This is a genomic window from Vibrio spartinae (assembly GCF_024347135.1).
GTDB classification, from domain to species: Bacteria; Pseudomonadota; Gammaproteobacteria; order Enterobacterales; family Vibrionaceae; genus Vibrio; species Vibrio spartinae.
Genome location: NZ_AP024907.1, coordinates 2,086,135 through 2,106,044, shown reverse-complemented (window position 1 = coordinate 2,106,044; position 19,910 = coordinate 2,086,135). Strand labels below are relative to the sequence as shown.

19 protein-coding genes are annotated in these 19,910 nt (G+C 47.0%); 12 read left to right on the top strand and 7 right to left on the bottom strand.

Features of this window, described 5'->3' with window-relative positions:
- Positions 1-244 precede the first annotated feature (244 nt).
- Together OCU60_RS09325 and queD are read left to right on the top strand one after the other, a co-directional pair.
- On the top strand, positions 245-1,372 hold the full coding sequence (locus OCU60_RS09325; RefSeq protein WP_323393732.1) for a hybrid-cluster NAD(P)-dependent oxidoreductase: 1,128 nt from the start codon (positions 245-247) through the stop codon (positions 1,370-1,372).
- A gap of 232 nt (positions 1,373-1,604) precedes the next feature.
- Complete coding sequence (queD, locus tag OCU60_RS09320; RefSeq protein ID WP_074372615.1) at positions 1,605-1,961, top strand: 6-carboxytetrahydropterin synthase QueD; 357 nt, start codon at positions 1,605-1,607, stop codon at positions 1,959-1,961.
- A gap of 195 nt (positions 1,962-2,156) precedes the next feature.
- On the opposite strand, the gene OCU60_RS09315 is transcribed toward queD, so the two are convergent.
- From OCU60_RS09315 to pabB, 4 genes are all read right to left on the bottom strand, one after another.
- Positions 2,157-3,518, bottom strand: a complete 1,362-nt coding sequence (locus tag OCU60_RS09315) for an L-serine ammonia-lyase (RefSeq protein ID WP_074372614.1) — start codon at positions 3,516-3,518, stop codon at positions 2,157-2,159.
- A 192-nt stretch (positions 3,519-3,710) separates the two neighbouring features.
- Positions 3,711-4,220, bottom strand: coding sequence for a hypothetical protein (locus OCU60_RS09310; protein ID WP_074372613.1), 510 nt, complete (start codon positions 4,218-4,220; stop codon positions 3,711-3,713).
- A gap of 130 nt (positions 4,221-4,350) precedes the next feature.
- Positions 4,351-4,962, bottom strand: coding sequence for a CoA pyrophosphatase (locus OCU60_RS09305; RefSeq protein WP_074372612.1), 612 nt, complete (start codon positions 4,960-4,962; stop codon positions 4,351-4,353).
- 21 nt (positions 4,963-4,983) lie between these two features.
- On the bottom strand, positions 4,984-6,348 hold the full coding sequence (gene pabB / locus OCU60_RS09300; protein ID WP_074372611.1) for an aminodeoxychorismate synthase component 1: 1,365 nt from the start codon (positions 6,346-6,348) through the stop codon (positions 4,984-4,986).
- A 202-nt stretch (positions 6,349-6,550) separates the two neighbouring features.
- Between pabB and OCU60_RS09295 the strand changes: the two genes are divergently transcribed.
- A complete protein-coding gene (locus tag OCU60_RS09295; protein WP_074372610.1) occupies positions 6,551-8,065 on the top strand; it encodes a fumarate hydratase in 1,515 nt (504 codons plus the stop codon).
- A gap of 134 nt (positions 8,066-8,199) precedes the next feature.
- Here the strand turns inward: OCU60_RS09295 and OCU60_RS09290 are convergent, their stop codons facing one another.
- The gene (locus OCU60_RS09290; RefSeq protein WP_074372609.1) at positions 8,200-8,910 is read right to left on the bottom strand and encodes a hypothetical protein; all 711 of its coding nucleotides are present in this window, start codon (positions 8,908-8,910) and stop codon (positions 8,200-8,202) included.
- 338 nt (positions 8,911-9,248) lie between these two features.
- Here OCU60_RS09290 and OCU60_RS09285 point away from each other — a divergent pair, with 338 nt between their 5' ends.
- A complete protein-coding gene (locus OCU60_RS09285) occupies positions 9,249-9,440 on the top strand; it encodes a hypothetical protein (protein ID WP_074372608.1) in 192 nt (63 codons plus the stop codon).
- 4 nt (positions 9,441-9,444) lie between these two features.
- Here the strand turns inward: OCU60_RS09285 and OCU60_RS09280 are convergent, their stop codons facing one another.
- On the bottom strand, positions 9,445-10,107 hold the full coding sequence (locus OCU60_RS09280) for an SRPBCC family protein (protein WP_074372607.1): 663 nt from the start codon (positions 10,105-10,107) through the stop codon (positions 9,445-9,447).
- 152 nt (positions 10,108-10,259) lie between these two features.
- On the bottom strand, positions 10,260-11,153 hold the full coding sequence (locus OCU60_RS09275; RefSeq protein WP_074372606.1) for a DMT family transporter: 894 nt from the start codon (positions 11,151-11,153) through the stop codon (positions 10,260-10,262).
- Between the two features lie 134 nt (positions 11,154-11,287).
- Here OCU60_RS09275 and OCU60_RS09270 point away from each other — a divergent pair, with 134 nt between their 5' ends.
- The 8 genes from OCU60_RS09270 (at position 11,288) to prpC (ending at position 19,905) form a co-directional block, all read left to right on the top strand.
- Positions 11,288-11,662 (top strand): MmcQ/YjbR family DNA-binding protein, encoded by a 375-nt coding sequence (locus OCU60_RS09270; protein ID WP_074372605.1) that lies wholly within the window; start codon positions 11,288-11,290, stop codon positions 11,660-11,662.
- Between the two features lie 78 nt (positions 11,663-11,740).
- The gene (locus tag OCU60_RS09265) at positions 11,741-13,135 is read left to right on the top strand and encodes a YcjX family GTP-binding protein (protein ID WP_074372604.1); all 1,395 of its coding nucleotides are present in this window, start codon (positions 11,741-11,743) and stop codon (positions 13,133-13,135) included.
- Positions 13,132-14,181, top strand: a complete 1,050-nt coding sequence (locus OCU60_RS09260) for a YcjF family protein (protein WP_074372603.1) — start codon at positions 13,132-13,134, stop codon at positions 14,179-14,181. Before OCU60_RS09265 ends, OCU60_RS09260 begins: the two co-directional genes overlap by 4 nt.
- Before the next feature lie 171 nt (positions 14,182-14,352).
- Complete coding sequence (gene tyrR, locus OCU60_RS09255) at positions 14,353-15,900, top strand: transcriptional regulator TyrR (RefSeq protein ID WP_074372602.1); 1,548 nt, start codon at positions 14,353-14,355, stop codon at positions 15,898-15,900.
- Positions 15,901-15,977: 77 nt separating this feature from the next.
- Positions 15,978-16,538, top strand: a complete 561-nt coding sequence (gene rimJ / locus OCU60_RS09250; protein ID WP_074372601.1) for a ribosomal protein S5-alanine N-acetyltransferase — start codon at positions 15,978-15,980, stop codon at positions 16,536-16,538.
- Between the two features lie 474 nt (positions 16,539-17,012).
- Positions 17,013-17,711 (top strand): GntR family transcriptional regulator, encoded by a 699-nt coding sequence (locus OCU60_RS09245; RefSeq protein ID WP_095533290.1) that lies wholly within the window; start codon positions 17,013-17,015, stop codon positions 17,709-17,711.
- The gene (prpB, locus tag OCU60_RS09240; RefSeq protein ID WP_074372599.1) at positions 17,708-18,610 is read left to right on the top strand and encodes a methylisocitrate lyase; all 903 of its coding nucleotides are present in this window, start codon (positions 17,708-17,710) and stop codon (positions 18,608-18,610) included. The genes OCU60_RS09245 and prpB overlap by 4 nt, the downstream gene beginning before the upstream one ends.
- A 167-nt stretch (positions 18,611-18,777) precedes the next feature.
- The gene (gene prpC / locus OCU60_RS09235; RefSeq protein WP_074372598.1) at positions 18,778-19,905 is read left to right on the top strand and encodes a bifunctional 2-methylcitrate synthase/citrate synthase; all 1,128 of its coding nucleotides are present in this window, start codon (positions 18,778-18,780) and stop codon (positions 19,903-19,905) included.
- Positions 19,906-19,910: the final 5 nt, after the last annotated feature.

The following is a 19,910-nucleotide window of genomic DNA, read 5'->3' as shown; positions in this document are numbered from 1 at the left end:
AAAAAAATAAGGGAATGAGCGAGTGTCTTTGCTTATCGTGCACGTTTACATTATTTGAGAAGAGTCTATACACGACATCGAATGATGCTGTTTGAGACAAAGAGAAAAAAAAATCAAAATAAATGACTGTATTAGACAATAGGACGTCGTTGAGAGATAAATGTATTTTTGCGTATACCTGAACAATACGATCAACCTCCATGGAGGGATATAACTATATAACACCGTTGCGGAGATGCCGGATATGAATACCCCGAACAACACACCAGCCATTAGCAATTCATTTATTCCCGTTACGACACAAACATGGAGCAACGGTCGTCATGTTGTGAGATGTGTGAAGGCGATACAAGAAACGTGGGATACCAAAACATTCTGTTTTATGGCTGATCAGCCGATTATGTTCTTTTTTAAACCGGGTCAATTCGTCACATTAGAACTTGAGATTGCAGGTGAACAGATCTTCCGTTCATATACGATATCCAGCCCGCCGTCTGTGCCTTATAGTTTCTCTATTACGGTAAAACGTGTTCCCGGTGGGTTGGTGTCAAATTGGTTGCATGACAATATGGACGAAGGGTTTGAGCTGGCCGTTCACGGTCCGGTCGGCAACTTCAATAGCATTGATTTCCCGGCAGAAAAGATTTTGCTGTTATCCGGTGGGGTGGGGATTACGCCGGTGATGTCGATGGCACGCTGGGCGTATGATACCAACACTGATGTCAATATTGTGTTTGTGCATAGCGCCAGAACGCCTCGGGATGTGATCTTCCACCGGGAGCTGGAGTTTATGTCTTCGCGAATTTCTAACTTCAACTTACATCTGATTTGTGAAAGGTTGGAGTCAGGACAGAACTGGTCAGGATACCGGGGCTTTTTCGATGAAATTAAACTGAAAATGATGGCACCTGATTTTATGGAGCGAGAAATTTTCTGTTGTGGGCCGACGCCATACATGAAGGCTGTGCGTGCGATGCTGGAAAATGCTGGCTTTGACATGCGCAATTATCATGAAGAAGCCTTCGGTGCGACCCCGGATGTCGTTGAAGAGCAGGCGGCTCACGATGCGGAAGTTGCTGCTGAAGAAGCAGAAGCGATTCTCCCAAGTGAAATGATTGAAGTCGTGTTTACAGCCAGTGACAAAACCGTCCAGATTGCACCGGGAGAAACCGTGCACTCGGCTGCTGCCAAAGTGGGGCTGACGATTCCGAAAGCTTGCGGGATGGGGATCTGCGGTACCTGTAAGGTGAAAAAACTGAAAGGTGATGTTGAGATGACGCACAACGGTGGGATCACTGACGAAGATGTTGAAGAGGGATATATCCTGTCGTGTTGCAGTGTGCCGCAGGGTGATGTCATGGTTGAGTATTGATCACTAAACGGTGTTAGATTGCGCGAACGCTGCAATACAGTTATCACATTTGAATGCATCAATCCCCGGGCAAAATAGTCCGGGGATTTTTTTATGTCATTTTGCAGCCGTTGACGGAAGCAACTGAGGATTATATTCGTTTGTACAATTTTAGCATGTGACAATAGCGCGTTTTCGCGTATAATAACTTGTTTGTTTTTATTTTAAGTTATTGATATTTATAGAGTTTAAGATGATCATATATAAAGAGTTTACATTTGAAGCCGCCCATCATCTGCCTTATGTGCCTGAAGGCCACAAATGTGGACGTCTTCATGGGCACTCTTTTCTGGTTCGGGTTAGCGTTGAGGGCGAGGTTGATCCTCAGACTGGCTGGGTCATCGATTTTGCAGACATCAAGGCTGCGTTTAAACCGATTTATCAACGCCTCGATCATTATTATTTGAATGAGATTGAAGGGTTGGAGAATCCGACCAGTGAAGTGCTGGCTCGTTGGATCTGGCATGAATTGAAACCAACTTTGCCATTGCTCAGCCAGCTCGAAGTGAAAGAGACCTGTACGGCCGGATGCGTTTATCGCGGAGAATAATGCGTTAGCCAATGGCTTAATGCATTGTTATTTAGGTTATTTAGGTTATTTAGGTTTAGGTTATTTAAGTGATTAAAAACGCCCTTCATCATGAAGGGCGTTTTAGTTGGTGCGTCCGGTCAGCTCAGTATCCGGTTTGATTGGTGAGGCTTAGCGCCAGTGACATTTTAGCCAGTGGCATTTAGCAAGTGGCATTTAGCAAGTGACTTTGACCGCGAGGCCACCTTGTGACGTTTCACGATATTTTGCATTCATATCTTTACCGGTTTCGAGCATAGTTTCGATCACTTTATCCAGAGACACCCGTGGTGCAGAAGAGCGTCTCAGCGCCATACGTGTTGCATTGATGGCTTTGACCGCTGCGATGCCATTCCTTTCGATACAAGGCACTTGTACCTGACCGGCAACCGGATCACACGTCAGACCAAGGTTATGTTCCATGGCAATTTCTGCGGCCATACAGACTTGTTCCGGACTAGCGCCTAACAGCTCTGCCAACCCCGCTGCGGCCATGGAGCAGGCGACACCGACCTCGCCCTGACAACCGACTTCTGCGCCTGAGATCGATGCATTGCGTTTGTAGAGTCCGCCAATGGCGCCCGTCGTTGCCAGATAGCGAATATAATCCTGTTCATGCACGGTCTGAATAAACTTATCGTAGTAGGCCAGCACCGCCGGGACGATGCCGCAAGCACCATTGGTCGGTGCTGTGACCACGCGTCCGCCGGCAGCATTTTCTTCGTTGACGGCAAAGGCATACATGTTCACCCAGTCGATCACGGCCATCGGATCGTTGGATGTTCGTTCTGACGTTTGCAGTTGTTGGTTGAGTGCCGCTGAACGTCGGGGGACTCGCAATGGTCCGGGAAGAATACCTTCAGTTTTCATGCCTCTGGCGATACAGTCTTTCATGGTCTGCCAGACTTTGTTCAGGTGTGCATGAATCGCTTCTTGGGAGCGCAGTGCTTTTTCATTCTCTAACACCAGAGTGCTGATGGATAACCCCGATTCACGACACTGGCTGACCAATTCTGAGGCACTGATATAAGGGTAGGGCACCTCGTCAGATGATTCGATTGACAGCCCAAAATTTTCTTCATCGACAATGAATCCACCGCCGATTGAGTAATACGTCTTGGAGTAGAGGCACTCATCATGCTGCCAAGCATGAATTTTCATGCCATTCTCATGCAGAGACAGATTACTGGTGTGGAATGTCATCCCATCGGCTTTGAGAAAATCGACTTGATAGTCATAGCAGACGATAGGGAGTTTCTCTGTCTGTTCGACTTGGCGGATAAAATGGGGAATCTGATCGATTTCTACAGATTCGGGGCTATACCCGGCTAGACCGAGAATGGTTGCGGTATCGGTTTGGTGGCCTTTCCCTGTCAACGACAGAGAGCCATAAACATCAACCGTAATCTTCGTTACATTGGGTAAAATTGCTTTCTGGTATAGCTCGTCAATGAACTGTTTTCCGGCCTTCATTGGCCCTACCGTATGAGAGCTTGACGGCCCTATGCCGATTTTAAAAATCTCAAAAACACTAATCATAGATGGCTTACTCACAAACAGCTTATATCAAAAAATAACAATAAATGATTATTTCATCCTGAATGACGCGAATTAACTCGGTCTGAGCAGGTTGAAATTGCGCAGGGAGAGTACATGACTCCCCCTGCCTGCACAACTGATAATCTACTTAATCTGTGGTTATTTTTACTATCTATGAACTGCTTCAAAATGCTAAAAATTGAGGCCGATGTATGCACCATACATGCTGTACTCATTTTTACCGCGGTTTGCCGTTTTATAATAGCGAGCATAGGTTGCCACTTTCAGGCCGAAGAGTGACAGCTCGACACCGACCTCTGGATAAATCCCGACAGTCAGATCTGCATCGCAGTTTTGGTAATCATAACTGTTGCTCACATTGTTATAGCTTTTATCGCACATTTTATTTTGTCCGCCAAACAGGCCTGTTCCCACATAGGCTTTTAAGACAGGAGTGCCAGTGGTGAGATTAAATCCGGCGTTGATCCCTTCATAAAGGTTTTGATCATGAGCAAACCACATCGCAGCGACATTGAATTCGGTAAACTGGGAGTAAGGGACGCGGACCCCGAGTTCAAATACACCGCTTTGATTCATATCTTCATGCAGATACCCCATGTAGTAGGTGCCTTTTCCTTCTGCTGCGTTGGCATAGAGAGGGGCGAAACATAGCGGGAGGAGTAAAAAATATTTTTTGTTCATCGTGTTATTCCAAACTATCTGGATAAGCGTTGTTCAATCACGCTTTAAAAAGGGGCGGATGATATGTAACTGATTGGTGGCGCAGATGCTTATACTATACTCAGCGCACAATTTCTACTGTGCTTCCAAGTTATGGGCTGGCGGTATGTATTGGTATCTGTTTTTGTAATGCATGGACGATCTGAGCAGTGACGCCCCATATAAAATGTCGTTGGTAGGGGATGGCAAACACCCGGTGTCGGGCATGTTTCAGGACAAACGTTGCATGGTGAAGATTACGGGGGTGGAGCAAATAATCAGCCGGTACTTCAAAGACTTCTGCGACTTCATTTGGGTCAATCGTGACTTGATAGCGGGGGGATGCAAATGCCACGACGGGGGTTACCGAGAAGCGGCTGACGGTTGTTAATTCCGGCATGCAGCCAATTAACTCAACCTGCTGTTGAGTCAGACCTATCTCTTCGTGTGCTTCTCGGATCGCGGTTGCGTAGACGGATTCATCCCATCGTTCACATTTGCCACCGGGGAAGCTGACCTGACTCGGATGATGTTTCAGATGCGCTGCACGTTTGGTAAAAATGACATTTAATCCCGTTGATCGTTCGACAAAAGCAACCAATACGGCTGCTTTGCGTAAGTTTTGCCCGGAAAGATGCTTGGTCCGCGATAATGATTCCGAGGCATAGTCACTCGGCTGACGGAGTTGAAAATCTCTTAATATCGTTGTTCGGGTCAGATGCATCTTCAGTCTCGTCGTGGCAGATTATGATGATAATACAGGTAATATCCGGCTCAGTTTATCAAATGTTTCCTGATATTCGCTGGCACACTCACTATCAGCGACGATACCACCGCCAGCCCAGACATAAAGCTGCTGATTTGTGGCGATCAGCGTGCGAATGGTAATACTGGTATCCATCTGACCATCGCGGCTGATATAACCGATACTTCCGCAATAAACACTTCTGCGCTGGGGTTCCAACTCTTCAATGATTTCCATCGCCCGGATTTTCGGCGCACCGGTAATGGAACCGCCCGGAAAACAGGCGCGCAGCAAATCCGCGGCGGTGTAACGGGCGTCTAACTCCGCTTGGATGGTACTGACCAAATGGTGAACCGCCGGAAAACTTTCAATTGCAAATAATGTTGGGACATGGACACTGCCCGGTTTGGCCACCCGACCGATGTCATTGCGTAATAAATCAACAATCATCAGGTTCTCGGATTGATCTTTTTCCGATGTGGCTAATGCTTGTGCATATTGCTGGTCAAGAGCCTGCTCTGTACTACGCGGCATCGTGCCTTTAATGGGCTTGGTCTCAATGACCGGTGCTTTATATTGTAGAAAACGTTCCGGAGAGATACTTAAAATGACGCCTTCTTCAATGCGGAGATAAGCCGAAAAAGGTGCCCGGTTTTCATTTTCTAATTGTTGATAGGCTTGCCATTCACTGCCGGTATAACCGGCTTGAAAGCGCTGAGTCAGGTTGACCTGATAGCAGTCTCCCGAATGCAGATATTCATGAATGGCGTTGATTTTATCGCGGTACTCATGCGCCGTCATGTTCGCTTGCCAGTCGGATGTCAAACGAAAAGGGGGCTGTTCAACGGCTTGTTGGGCATTGAGCCATTGCGCTGCGGCGTCTGTTCCGGTTCCGACCAATGTTGCAGTTTGCTGACGATGATCGACAACCAGTGCCCAGCGATAAATACCAACCGCCATTTCCGGCAGAGAAATATCTTGTGCAGCTTGCTCGGGTAATTGCTCGACACACCGTCCCAAATCATAAGCAAAGTAGCCCAGTGCGCCACCGACAAACGGATAGGCAGTGATTTCATCAAGGGCCGGGGCGTATTGATTTTGGTAGTGTGTCAGCAGTTCGAACGGGTCGTCCGGTGATGAGGTGTAGCCGTCACTTGTTTGAATCTGAGTCACGGCGCCTTGTGTTTTTAGCGTGACAACGGGCTGAGCTACGAGGATATCGTAGCGACTGTCGGTATGTTCCGCCGGAGAGCGCAGCAGCATCGACCAAGGCAGATGTTCAATACGAGAGAAATACTCAATAGCGAGCTGAGGATGATATGTGAGTGACTTGTGTTCAATGTATTGATCCGGGGCATTATTCATGGCTATTCATTTGTATAAACTGTGACGAAAAGTCCAATCGTCGCATGGCTTGTTGGTGCAACCAAGCGTATCATAAAAAGCAATAACTATATCTAATATAAGCTAGTGAAATCTCCGGTAAATGACAGTATTTGATCGGTTTATAATCAAATTTTCTGTTGTCTGAAATGGCCCCGGAAGTATAAATAGAATGAGGTAAGCAATGACACTAATTCGGAAAGAAGATCTCATCAGTAGTGTGGCTGATGCGCTTCAGTATATCTCTTATTACCATCCGCTTGATTTTGTTCAGGCGTTAAAGAAAGCCTATGACCGCGAAGAGAGTCAGGCCGCGAAAGATGCGATCGCCCAGATTCTGATTAACTCGCGCATGTCTGCGGAAGGACACCGTCCAATCTGTCAGGACACGGGTATCGTGACTTGTTTTGTCAATATCGGTATGAATGTCCAGTGGGAAGGTGATATGACCGTTCAGGAAATGGTTGATGAAGGGGTTCGTCAGGCATATACCAATCCGGAAAATCCACTGCGGGCATCGGTATTGCACGACCCAGCCGGGAAACGGATCAATAGCCGTGACAATACACCCGCGGTTGTTCATATCAACATGGTTCCCGGTGATCAGGTTGAGATTCAGATTGCTGCCAAAGGGGGCGGCTCTGAAAACAAAACGAAAATGGCGATGCTCAATCCGTCAGATGATATTGCGGAGTGGGTCGAAAAAACGTTACCAGCAATGGGTGCCGGCTGGTGTCCGCCGGGAATGCTCGGTATCGGTATCGGTGGTACAGCAGAAAAAGCCGCTGTACTGGCAAAAGAATCCTTGATGGAACATATCGATATTCAAGAGCTGATTGATCGCGGCCCACAAAATGCCGAAGAAGAGTTGCGTCTGGATATTTTCAACCGGGTGAATCGTTTAGGAATTGGTGCACAAGGGCTGGGCGGCTTAACCACGGTAGTTGATGTGAAGATCAAAACCGCGCCGACACATGCAGCATCGAAGCCTGTGTGTCTGATTCCGAACTGTGCAGCCACACGTCATATTCATTTCACGCTCGATGGCAACGGCCCGGCTGAGTTTGTTCCGCCTAAGTTGGAAGATTGGCCGGATATTACGTGGGAAGCGGGTGAAAACACGCGTCGCGTTAACCTTGATCAGGTCACGAAAGAAGATGTCCGTGAATGGAAAACCGGTGAAACCCTATTGTTGTCAGGCAAGATTCTGACCGGACGTGATGCGGCACATAAACGTATTCAAACCATGCTAAACAATGGTGAAGGTTTACCTGAAGGTGTTGACCTGAAAGGTAAGTTTATCTATTACGTTGGGCCGGTTGATGCTGTGGGCGATGAAGTTGTTGGCCCTGCGGGTCCGACAACGTCAACACGCATGGACAAGTTTACCGATATGATGCTTGATGATGTGGGTGTGATGGGCATGATTGGTAAAGCGGAACGCGGTGCGGCAACGGTTGAATCGATCAAAAACCATCAAGCGGTTTATCTGATGGCTGTCGGTGGTGCTGCTTACCTCGTTGCCAAAGCCATTAAGAAAGCCCGTGTTGTGGCATTTGAAGAACTGGGCATGGAAGCTATCTACGAATTTGACGTCGAAGATATGCCGGTGACAGTGGCGGTTGATTCTCATGGTGTTAACGCGCACCAGACCGGCCCGGATGTATGGAAGGTCAAAATCGCAGAAGCCGAGAAATAAAACCTGTCCGTGATAAAAAAAGCCTCTGTTCAGAGGCTTTTTTACTGGCTGATACAGCATCACTCATCTCATGATCATCATTGAATCATTTTCACTTCAAATTCTCAGACTCTTCAAGGTACGAGAATCAGCAATCAGATATTGCGAATGCTGATTGATTTAAGATCAACTTCGTTGTTATTTCCCGTGTAATCATATGGGTTATCCGTAAAAGTGCCTTGGCTGAATACATCTTTAGCGGGGATATAATCAGCACTACTGACGCCATCGCTGAACTCAATATTAAATGGTGTTGCACTGGAAATGAGGTTTAAGCTTTGTTTGATCAGTGGGACATCTGCATGTGTTGCCGTGAAGGCGCGGTTGATCCTGAAAATCAGATAATTACTGACAAAACCACCGTTGAATGTTGTAAGTCGATAGGCGACCGAACCGATATCATTGGTCAGAATGTTATTACTTCCGACAATGACACCACTGTTTGGCCGCACGGACATGATTGTCCCTGCTTTATTATATTCGACAATAAAGTCGCCACCCGTCCAGTTTGTCTCATAGTAAATATTGGGGACTTTTGATGTATTCCCGACTTTAATCCGAATGTCACCATCATCGAATGTTGAATTATGATTCAAGTCGAATGTCACTGTGATATTGCCTTTTTCAATTTGTTTTTCATTCAATTGATTATATAAGTGGATGGCGACATCGAAACCATTGGTAATATCATTGAATCCTAATCCATTGGATTGGTAATTGACGGGGGAATATGACCCATCGCCATCGGAACCACCACAGGCAACGAGTGACATGCTCAGGATTGTACTGTAAATAATTTTTTTCATTTTTTGTGGTCTTGTTGTTAGATAAAAATATCGTCATTTTGAGGAAAAACTGGCTGATATATTCATAAAATGGATAAATGATATGAATCGCTTATTATATCTATGACTTCCATGGTTTTATCAATATATATGCCAGCATGCATTCAATAAAAATGCATATAGTTGAATGATAACGTGATAGACCCTCATAAAATGTATCGTTCGTTGTCAGTTATGTGACGGATTGTGACCGATTCTTGATTCAATCTGCTGAGAACCGTTTGAGGAATGATGAAACGCTTTCAATTTCTATCCAGTTTGGTATGGTTTGCTACCGATTTAATTTTACGAGAACAACCATGCAGTGGTTAAAAAAAATCATCCTGATTACCGCCATTATTGCTGCCAGTCTTTATATGGCAAGTGTCGGATTTCTGACCTATCTGTTTTCTTCTGCGGAAGACGAGCCGCAGGAACAAGAGCAGATTTCTGAACAGGCGGCTGTCTCTGAAAACCCGGTAATAACCCATCATCAATTACGACGTGGTTAGGGATTTAGTTCGTCAATAATGCGACTGATGAATGGGGAAGCGGGACTTGATAGACTTTTTCTTCAATCACAGTGGTCATATTTAAGAAAGTCTCATAAGTAGAACTCAATAATAGTTTATTTTCCAGCCAGAGCGGAATATGACCGGCAGCACGCCCCTGACCTTGATACGAGATCTGAGTCTGCTGGTCGTTCAGTCGAATTGCTTGCCACTCACCACTGACATGTTTCATGCGCACATAATTTCGTTCCAGAGGATATTGATCACCCACATCCTGCACACTAATCGTTAATCGTTGGGCTTGCGGATCATAATGAATCACGGAATCAATCACCATGTCCCGATCTTCAACAGGCCAGGGCGCATTATAATAGACATGGATAATTCGTTCATGAGCGGATTTGGTTTCAATCACAACCTGATGGCAGTTTGCAATCCATTCGGGGCCACGTTGTGCATCATGCAATAAGGCCACTAATGCACCGGGAATCGCTTTAACAATGGCGACCGCTTTGACCTCTCTATGATCCGTTGCCGTTTTGTGGCTGTATATTTTGACGCTGCCATGTGTTTTATAAAGCGACCATGGCGCTGTCGATGAGTCTGTGGCATGAGCCGATGTGGGCAAGTTAAGCAGTAGCAACACAGCCAGTGAAATCAATCTCATGATATCGGATATCCCTGATGATATTGAGGAATCTCCTCAGCGTCGTTCTATCATCATAGCGGTGCGATCACCCGTTAGCGAGGGGAAATTTGTATCCCCCTCACAAGATTGCTTTTTCACCACACGTCAGCGCTTTTTCTCACCGATATTACTCAACTCCGAGCGAGTCTTAACCGCTGTCCGAACAAGTTAATCAGTGCACCGGAGACGATGAGAATACCGCCGATCAACGTCCAGATTGATGGGATTTCATCAAATACAGCGATACCGATAAGCACGGAGATAACAATCTGTACATAAGCGAATGCTGCTGCGCGGCCTGCATCCTGAGTCTGCATCGCTTTGGTCAGGCCGTATTGACCCACCTGAGTAAATATACCAACCAAAATCAGTAAAATAGTGATATTGAAATCAGGCCAGACGAAATCATCACCAATCAGCAAAGACGCGATCGGGAGTGCAACCAGCGGGAAATAAAAAATAATGACTGAGCTGTCTTCAGTCGTGCTCAGTTTTTTGACGATGACATAAGCGATTGAACTGCCGAATGCGCCCATCAGTGCGAATGCGACGCTCAACAAGGGGAGTGGTGTGGTTGAATCTGAGGATATATCAGACTGTAGGATAAAATAGAGCCCGAGCAGACAGGTCAAAATACAGAGAATGGTTGCCGGTTGAACCCTTTCTCTTAAGAAAAACACGGCTAACAGCGCCGTAAACACCGGATGGACATATTGTAAAATCGTTGCTTCAGCCAAAGGGAGTGTGGTGACAGAATAATAGACGCACATCAGAGCGACTGTACCGACAGCGCCCCGGGCAAACAGCAACGGTTTATTGTTGCCCCAAATTGAGATTTTCTTACGCTTGACATCGATGTAGCTGATGATCAGCGATACGAGTGCTCGGGCAGCAACAATTTCGAAAACGGGAATACCATACTGATTGGTCGCTTTGACACATGCCGTCATGAGGGCAAATCCCAAAGCCGACAGAAACATAAATTGGACACCGATAGGAAAAATCGGTTGCTGGGGTGATTTCATTTTTATAACAGCTTATATTGGTCAGTAGATTGGAGAAAAGAGAGAGGTCACATTTTAGCTTGATTCAGTTGATTTGTCTCTCTTTTACTGATTCTAAAAGGCGGATAACGAGATTCAGAGTGAGAATCATTTTAATGAATTTAGATGAGTACAATGTGTTCTGTCGTTCATTGCCTGCGACAACTCATGTGGTGCAGTGGCACCATTCCCATGTGTGGAAAATCGGTGGCAAAGTTTTTGCCATCGGTCGTTTGAATCGCGAAGGGCAACCGGCATTTACGTTTAAGACATCGCCACTGAATTTTGATTTTTTAAGTGAGCAACCGGGATACCGACCGGCCCCTTATTTTGCTTCCCGTGGGATGAAGTGGATCCAGCATGATAAAAGCACCGCCGACACTGATGAAGCGTTGATGTATTATCTGTCTGAATCTTACCGGATCGTTTCATTGGGATTGAGCCGACGCACACAGCGAGAATTAGGGCTGAATCAGCCCCCGTTACCCTGAGTTATCTGCACTGTATTTTAGATGATTTAAATATATAATTTCATATTAATATAATTTAAAAGAATAAAGGTGATATCGATGCGACAAATTGGTCAGGATGTTTCGGAATTGATTCAGCGTGGGCTGGACGCGAATATCAAAATCGCTGTCACAGGGCTATCACGGGCCGGTAAAACGGCATTTATCACCTCATTGCTCAATCAAATTCAGTATCTCTCGACCCATCGCCATCTGCCTTTTTTGGCTGCGAGTCAACAGCAACGGATTATTGGCACCAAACGGATTCCACAACGGAATTTGATGGTCTCTCGTTTTGATTATGAGAAGGCCATTGCAGCAATTCAGAGTCATCCTCCTTTTTGGCCGGAGCCCACCCGGGATGTCAGTGAAACACGCGTTGCTATCAAATACCGACCGGAAAAAAGGAGTAAACGTCTACTGGGGAAGTCGCTGACATTGTATATCGATTTGATCGATTACCCGGGAGAGTGGTTACTCGATTTACCGTTATTGGAGATGAGTTTTGAACAGTGGTCGGCTCAGCAGATACAACAGTTAAGCGGCCAAAGAAAAATCATGGCCGATGGGTGGCTTGAGATGAGTCAGGCACTGGATTTGAATGCGGAAGCCGATGAGCAACGATTAGCGGGTATTGCTAGCGAGTATACGGATTATCTGCATCGCTGTAAGGCTGAAGGATTCCACTGGGTACAACCCGGTCGCTTTGTCTTACCCGGAGAGCTGGCCGGCGCGCCGGTTTTGCAGTTTTTCCCGTGTCTCCCGCCAGAGGAACAGGGCTCTCGTCGCTCACTGACACAGCGGGTTACCACCAACTATGAAGTGCTCAAAGCCCGTTACCAAGAGTATCAATCAAAAGTGGTGCGCCACTTCTACCGGGAATATTTTGCCACATTTGATCGTCAAGTGGTGCTGGTGGACTGTCTGAGTCCCCTCAATGCCGGACATGATGCGTTTGTCGATATGCAACACGCCTTGGTACAACTCCTGCAAAGTTTTAAGTACGGACGGAGTGGTTTACTGTCACGACTGTTTGCTCCGAAAATTGATAAAGTGCTGTTTGCTGCCACTAAAGCAGATCATGTGACACCGGATCAACATGTCCATTTGTTGCATCTGTTGAATCAAATGATTCAGCCAGTCTGGCAGGATGTATCTTATGAAAATGTGTCGATGGAATGTCTGACTTTAGCGTCTGTTCAGGCGACACAAGCCGGATATATTTCAACGCCGGAAGGGCGCATCCACGCGGTTCAAGGCACGACACTGAGCGGAGATAATGTGACGCTTTTCCCCGGAGAAGTCCCGGACAAACTCCCATCCTCGGCATTCTGGCAATCTCAGCAGTTTGATTTTACCGAGTTCCGCCCACAAATTTCTGACCCCCGGCAGCCGATCCCTCAAATTCGTCTGGATACGGTACTGGAATATTTAATCGGAGATAAATTGCGATGACACCTTATCAACCGAAACGCGTCTTTCAACAAGACTTAGAATCATCGAATGAGAAAACAGCATCACTGCTGGCGCAACAGCAGTTTGATGAGGCAACCTTTACGCCTGAGCCGGTCTCTGAGTCATCATTGGCGGAATCAGAAGCCGTCGATCTCGGCACGGTTATTCGCCCCCGGAGCAAAACGCCTTGGTTTTGGCGGTTGAGTAGCTGCACCTTTGTCGGTTTAGTCGGCTGGCAGGCGGTAGATACTATTTTTTCGGCATATCAAAATGGTGAATGGTTAACATTGGGGTGGACAGCCCTCGTCACAGCGGTTGCCGGAGCAGGGCTCAGCCAGTTATTGAAGGAGTGGTTTACACTGCGCGCATTGCGCAAACACTTCAACCGCCAGACGGAAGCTGAAGCGCTGATTCAGTCACACAGTGTCGGTCAGGCAACCGATCTGTGCCGTAAAATTATCGATGATGCGGGTTTGGTTGATGGCTCCGTGTCAGCGATCGAACCTCAGCATGTGACTGAATGGGAAAAGCATCTGAATTCAGCTTATAACGATGGTGAGGTTCTGGCGCTGTTTGATGTGTTTGTTCTGAAGCATCTCGACGAAAAAGCAATTCAGCTGATGTCCCGCTATGCAACTGAATCCGCTGCGCTGGTTGCGGTGAGTCCGCTGGCGATCACCGACATGCTGCTGGTTGCGTGGCGAAATCTGACGATGATCAACCGATTGTCTGATTTATATGGGGTTCGTTTAGGTTACTGGTCCCGGATTCGTTTGCTACGGACGTTGTTTATCAACATGGCGGCAGCCGGAGCGAGTGAAATCGCCATTGATGCCGGAACTGACCTGCTTTCGGCCGGATTGGCCGGAAAAATATCAGCCAGAGCCGGACAAGGCGTCGGGGTCGGAATTCTGACCGCACGTTTAGGGCTGCAGGCAGTCACCCTATTGCGGCCATTGCCATGGGTACCTGAACGGAAAGCGAAATTGACCAGCGTCAGAAAAGCAATTGTTTCGCGAGTGCTTACCCTGATGAAGACCTCTTGAGGCGTATTTAGGATGTGCAACAGATCCAGTCATATGACTCTTGGATCAGTATCTTAGCAAACTGTGATATCAGTACATTCATTCTGATCGGGGGATGTTTGTGACTTGACGGAGATTGAGTGTTGATAGACACTACTGTCAACTTTTCCTTACACGTTTGGGTTGCTTTTTGTGCGTCTAGAAGTCTTTTGTGAAGATCGGCTCGGGTTAACCCGAGAGCTGCTGGATATTCTGGTATCCAGAAATATTGATTTAAGAGGCATTGAAATTGATATTTCTGGGATTATTTATCTGAATTGTCCGGATATTGATTTCGCGACGTTTAGTGAACTGATGGCTCAGATTCGGATGATATCGGGCGTAAAAGATGTCCGAAAAATTCAGTTCATGCCAATGGAGCGGCATAACACGGAGTTGATCTCCCTGCTGAACAACTTACCAGATGCAGTATTAGCGATTGATTTGAAAGGCTTCGTCGATACGGCCAACTATGCGGCGTTATCATTGTTCAATAAGCAGCACAACGAAGTCGTCGGTCATGCGATTTCAACACTGGTACATGCCTTTAATTTTTCTCGCTGGCTTGAGGGGAGTAAATCCCGTCAGCGTGAGGACATTGTGCTCAATGGTCTGGACCATATTCTGGAAATCATGCCCGTTTACATTCAGAGTGAGTCAAAAGAATCGATTCTGGCGAGTGCCATGGTAATTCTACGAGCCAGAGAGTCTTATCATGAAGTACAACATACGCAATTACCGCTGCATAGCGAGCTGGGATTTGAACACTTCGTCGGTATTTCTAACCGGCATAAACATCTCATCAATCAGGCGAAGAAATTGGCGATGCTGGATCAACCGTTGTTGATCGAAGGCGAAACCGGAACCGGCAAAGAAATGTTGGCGAAAGCCTGTCATAACCGTTCAGAACGTGCATCGAGACCATTTTTGGTGGTCAGTTGTGCGTCGATGCCGGATGACGTCGCCGAAACCGAGTTATTCGGTCATGCGCCGGGATCGTTCAATCATCGCGAAGGACATAAGGGTATTTTTGAGCAGGCCAATGGGGGGACTGTATTTCTCGATGAAATCGGTGAAATGAGCGCACATCTCCAGATTAAATTATTACGTTTTCTCCAAGACGGGACATTTCGCCGCGTCGGGGAAGAGCATGAAATCCATGTCGATGTCCGGGTGATCGCTTCTACGCGGCATAATCTGGCAGCCTTGGCTGAATCCGATCAATTCCGTGAAGATCTGTTTTATCGGTTGAATGTACTGACCCTGTCGATCCCACCATTGCGCGAGCGGCCAAGTGATGTGCAACCCTTGCTAGAACTCTTTATCGCCAAGCACGTACGTCATATGGGAATGGTCAAACCGCACTATGACGAATCGGTCATTGAACAGTTGTCGCATTATCAGTGGCCGGGCAATATGCGTCAGTTGGATAATATGGTGCTGAGAGCATTGACTGAGATGCCGGACGATGAATTAAAAATCGAATATTTCCATCTTCCGGGGGTTGAAGTGGTGAATGGGGCGATTGGATTGCTGAACCTCGATGGCTGCCTGGATGATATTATGAAAGATTATGAAGCCAAAGTTTTGGAGCGGCTCTATCAGTCATTCCCGTCGAGTCGCAAGCTAGCCAAACGGTTGAGCGTCTCTCATACCTCAATTGCAAACAAATTGCGAGACTACGATATTCGGAAACATTAATTTTTTCGGGATGTAAATCGCCTTGTGATTGAGGCTGATTCTCTCGAAGTGACAAGCAACAGGACGCTAAGTAATTTATGTATAAACAAGTCTATGATGTCGATGGTGACATTGTGATTCGTTCGGCTCGGGTTGATGACGCCAGAACGATCGCCCAGTATTTTAATGTCAACCGCCACTTCCTTGCCCCATGGGAACCGAAGCGAGAAGCGGCGTTTTTTCTTGAACAAGGTTGGTCACAACGTCTGATTAAACTCAGAGAATTAGAAACGATGGCGGTGGGTTTCTATCTCCTGATTTTCGATATGTCTACCCATGAAATGCTCGGTACGATTTCGTTTAGCCAAATTTCACGTTTTCCGGTTCATAGCTGTTATGTCGGTTATTCATTGGCTGAAAATGCGCAGGGGAAAGGTGTGATGACCCGGGCATTAAAAATGGCGTGTCGGTTTATGTTTGAAGCGCAGAATATGCATCGTATCTCCGCCACATACATGCCCCGTAATCAACGCAGTGAAGCTGTGCTGAAGCGGTTAGGATTTCAGTATGAAGGCGAGATGAAAGATTTTCTGTTGATTAATGGCCAGTGGGAAGATCATTATCTGACTTCACTGATCAATCCGGGGTGGAAAGCCTAGTCTGCCTCCTGATCCCCGTATTTTGAATTACAGCGGATATATTCTTATTACGGCTAGCATCTGTGATGCTTTTTGAGCTGTTGCTGCGCTTCCTGTCTGATTCGATAGTCATTCAGGTCGCGCTTATTCACCGATTCACCTATTCATCGATTTACCTCTCATGCATGACATTGCTCATCATGCCACTCGGCTTTTCTCTCCCTTTCATTCGTGCTTTTCGGCCGTTCAATCAGTTCTACATGCCTATAAAGTCGATGACTTTAGGCTAAATTGTTGACAATTTTTTTAGGTCTAAAAAAGTATTCAAACTATATTGTTGTTTTTAAATAATTTAATTTTTAATTGATATATGGTGAAGATTTCATGGGTTAGACATTAGTCTAAATTGTCAACAATCTGCTTGCTGTTCTACCTGTGGATCGGCTATTTTTTACATGAAGTCGGTCAGAAGACCTCATTAAAAGAGAGACGACAGTGGATCAAGCGACAGATTTAATTCAGCCGGAGAAAGACAACACCAAGTCAGAACATCTGACGGATTACCTGATTGAAGCGATTGTTCAGGGAGAGATTGCATCGGGGAGTAAAATCTCCGAACCCAGTCTTGCCCGCCAGTTTCAGGTCAGCCGGGGGCCATTGCGGGAAGCGTTGATGCGCTTGGAAGGTCTTGGCCTGATTGAACGGATACCGCATGTCGGTGCCAGAGTCATTGGGCTGTCTTATGAAAAGTTGATTGAACTGTATGCGGTGCGGGAAGCGCTTGAAGGCATGGCTGCACGTCTCGCAGCCCGATATATCACGCCCGCAGAGTTGAGCAATTTAGAGACCGTGTTAGAAAAACATGCCCACCATCTTACTCAAATTGAAGGGGCTTCATACTTTCATCAGCATGGTGATTTTGATTTCCATTATTGCATTATCAAAGCCAGCCGTAATCAACAGCTTATCCGACTATTGTGTGATGAGTTGTATCATTTATTGCGCATGTTTCGTTATCAATCCCCCCGGGCGCACAGCCAGCCGAAAGAAGCACTGGGGGAGCACCAGTTTATTCTGAAAGCAATCCGGGAGCGGGATGAAGAATTGGCGGAAATGTTGATGCGGCGTCATATTGCGGGCAGTCGGAAACTGATTGAAGTCCACATGCTGTCCGAACAGGGAGAACAATCATGAACAGTCCGGGTAAAAAATTCAGAGCAGCAGTCAGCAACAACCACCCCCTCCAAATCGTCGGTACGATTAATCCGTATTGCGCCATGATGGCGCAACAAATCGGCCATCAGGCGATTTATCTGTCCGGTGGCGGTGTTGCCAACGCCTCTTACGGGGTGCCTGATTTGGGGATTACGACACTCAACGATGTATTGGTGGATGTTGAACGAATTACCAATGCGAGTGATTTACCGTTGTTAGTCGATATCGATACTGGATTTGGCGGGGCTTTCAGCATTGCCAGAACGATCCGGGCGATGGAAAAAGCAGGCGCTGCGGCAGTCCATATTGAAGACCAAGTGTTGCAAAAACGGTGCGGGCATCGGCCCAACAAAGCCATTGTTCATTGCGATGAAATGGCCGATAGAATTAAGGCTGCTGTTGACGCACGTGTCGATGATGATTTTGTCATCATGGCACGTACCGATGCTTTAGCCGTTGAGGGGATGGAAAAAGCGATTGAACGGGCGATTGCTTATGTTGAAGCTGGCGCCGATATGGTTTTTCCCGAAGCGATGGTCGAGCTGGGTCAATATGAGCAGTTCGCGACAGCACTGGAAGATGCCATTGGCAGACCGGTGCCGGTTTTGGCGAATATTACCGAATTCGGCCAGACACCTTTGTATGACTGTGATGCGCTTGCCGGAGCGAAAGTGAGCATGGTGCTGTATCCGTTGAGTGCATTCCGAGCCATGAATAAAGCCGCGGAAATGGTCTATCAACATCTGCTCACGACGGGTCATCAGCAGGCGTTATTGCCACAGATGCAGACTCGGCAAGCGCTGTATGACTATCTGAATTATCACACCTACGAGGACAAGCTGGATCAGTTATTTTCTGCCCAGCAGTCGTCGCATTGATAGGGGGATTCAGGTCATGACCTGATGTACGACAAGACAGCCGATTATCGGCTGCATCAAACAATTTAAATCCATAACGTGAAATCAATCCTGCCGACTGAATCATTGCCCATTCCGGGACCATGGTTATCCGTCAGAGATAAGCGGCAGGAAACAAGGAGCTCAATATGCCAAACAAGGAATTGGGAGGCGCAGGGTTGCGGGGCCAGAGTGCTGGCACGACTGCTTTATGTACTGTCGGACAAAGCGGAACAGGATTAACCTACCGTGGTTACGATATTACAGACCTTGCCAATCATGCGCAGTTTGAAGAAGTGGCTTACCTGCTACTCAAAGGCAAACTGCCGAACCAACAAGAGTTGGATGCCTACACCACGCACCTGATGCAGTTACGTGGATTACCACAGGTACTCAAGGACGTTTTAGAACGCTTACCTGCAGAAACACATCCGATGGATGTGATGCGCACCGGATGTTCGGTACTCGGAAATCTTGAGCCCGAGACGGATTTTTCCCAGCAGTTGTCAGCCACTGAACGGTTATTAGCCTGCTTCCCGGCCATTATCTGTTACTGGTATCGGTTTAGCCATGATGGGGTGCGGATCGACACCGAAGATCGGTGTGAAGCTTCCATCGGGGGCTACTTTCTGAAGATGTTGCTTGACCGCGAACCCGACGAGCAATTCCGTCAAGCCATGCATTGTTCACTGATTCTATATGCTGAACATGAATTTAATGCATCGACATTCAATGCCCGGGTGTGCGCGTCGACCTTATCGGATCTCCACTCCTGTATTACCGGGGCAATCGGCACGCTGCGCGGCCCGCTGCATGGGGGTGCGAATGAGGCGGCTATGGCAATGATTGAACAATGGGGGACACCGGAACAAGCGGAAAACGCACTGCTCGAAAAACTGGCCCGCAAAGACAAAATCATGGGGTTTGGTCATGCGGTTTACCGGGAACGTGACCCTCGGAATGCGCTGATCAAACAGTGGTCCCAACGTCTTTCACAACAGGTTGGCGATCACCACCTTTATGCTGTCTCCGAACGGGTTGAAGCGGTGATGAAACGGGAAAAGGGACTGTTTTGTAATGCCGACTTCTATCATGCTTCCGCTTACCACTTCATGGGGATTCCTACGCCATTATTTACCCCGATTTTCGTCATCAGTCGTTTGACCGGTTGGGCCGCTCATGTTTTCGAACAGCGGGACAATAACCGGATTATTCGTCCGAGTGCCGACTATCATGGCCCTGAACATCAGGACTGGCTTCCCATTGAACAGCGTTAACCAAG

What these genes read in the sequence shown, in the direction of transcription:
- OCU60_RS09325 (WP_323393732.1), top strand. Translation starts at nt 245, where the DNA reads ATGAATACCCCGAACAACACACCAGCCATTAGCAATTCATTTATTCCC.
- queD (WP_074372615.1), top strand. Translation starts at nt 1,605, where the DNA reads ATGATCATATATAAAGAGTTTACATTTGAAGCCGCCCATCATCTGCCT.
- OCU60_RS09315 (WP_074372614.1), bottom strand. Translation starts at nt 3,518, where the DNA reads ATGATTAGTGTTTTTGAGATTTTTAAAATCGGCATAGGGCCGTCAAGC.
- OCU60_RS09310 (WP_074372613.1), bottom strand. Translation starts at nt 4,220, where the DNA reads ATGAACAAAAAATATTTTTTACTCCTCCCGCTATGTTTCGCCCCTCTC.
- OCU60_RS09305 (WP_074372612.1), bottom strand. Translation starts at nt 4,962, where the DNA reads ATGCATCTGACCCGAACAACGATATTAAGAGATTTTCAACTCCGTCAG.
- pabB (WP_074372611.1), bottom strand. Translation starts at nt 6,348, where the DNA reads ATGAATAATGCCCCGGATCAATACATTGAACACAAGTCACTCACATAT.
- OCU60_RS09295 (WP_074372610.1), top strand. Translation starts at nt 6,551, where the DNA reads ATGACACTAATTCGGAAAGAAGATCTCATCAGTAGTGTGGCTGATGCG.
- OCU60_RS09290 (WP_074372609.1), bottom strand. Translation starts at nt 8,910, where the DNA reads ATGAAAAAAATTATTTACAGTACAATCCTGAGCATGTCACTCGTTGCC.
- OCU60_RS09285 (WP_074372608.1), top strand. Translation starts at nt 9,249, where the DNA reads ATGCAGTGGTTAAAAAAAATCATCCTGATTACCGCCATTATTGCTGCC.
- OCU60_RS09280 (WP_074372607.1), bottom strand. Translation starts at nt 10,107, where the DNA reads ATGAGATTGATTTCACTGGCTGTGTTGCTACTGCTTAACTTGCCCACA.
- OCU60_RS09275 (WP_074372606.1), bottom strand. Translation starts at nt 11,153, where the DNA reads ATGAAATCACCCCAGCAACCGATTTTTCCTATCGGTGTCCAATTTATG.
- OCU60_RS09270 (WP_074372605.1), top strand. Translation starts at nt 11,288, where the DNA reads ATGAATTTAGATGAGTACAATGTGTTCTGTCGTTCATTGCCTGCGACA.
- OCU60_RS09265 (WP_074372604.1), top strand. Translation starts at nt 11,741, where the DNA reads ATGCGACAAATTGGTCAGGATGTTTCGGAATTGATTCAGCGTGGGCTG.
- OCU60_RS09260 (WP_074372603.1), top strand. Translation starts at nt 13,132, where the DNA reads ATGACACCTTATCAACCGAAACGCGTCTTTCAACAAGACTTAGAATCA.
- rimJ (WP_074372601.1), top strand. Translation starts at nt 15,978, where the DNA reads ATGTATAAACAAGTCTATGATGTCGATGGTGACATTGTGATTCGTTCG.
- prpB (WP_074372599.1), top strand. Translation starts at nt 17,708, where the DNA reads ATGAACAGTCCGGGTAAAAAATTCAGAGCAGCAGTCAGCAACAACCAC.
- prpC (WP_074372598.1), top strand. Translation starts at nt 18,778, where the DNA reads ATGCCAAACAAGGAATTGGGAGGCGCAGGGTTGCGGGGCCAGAGTGCT.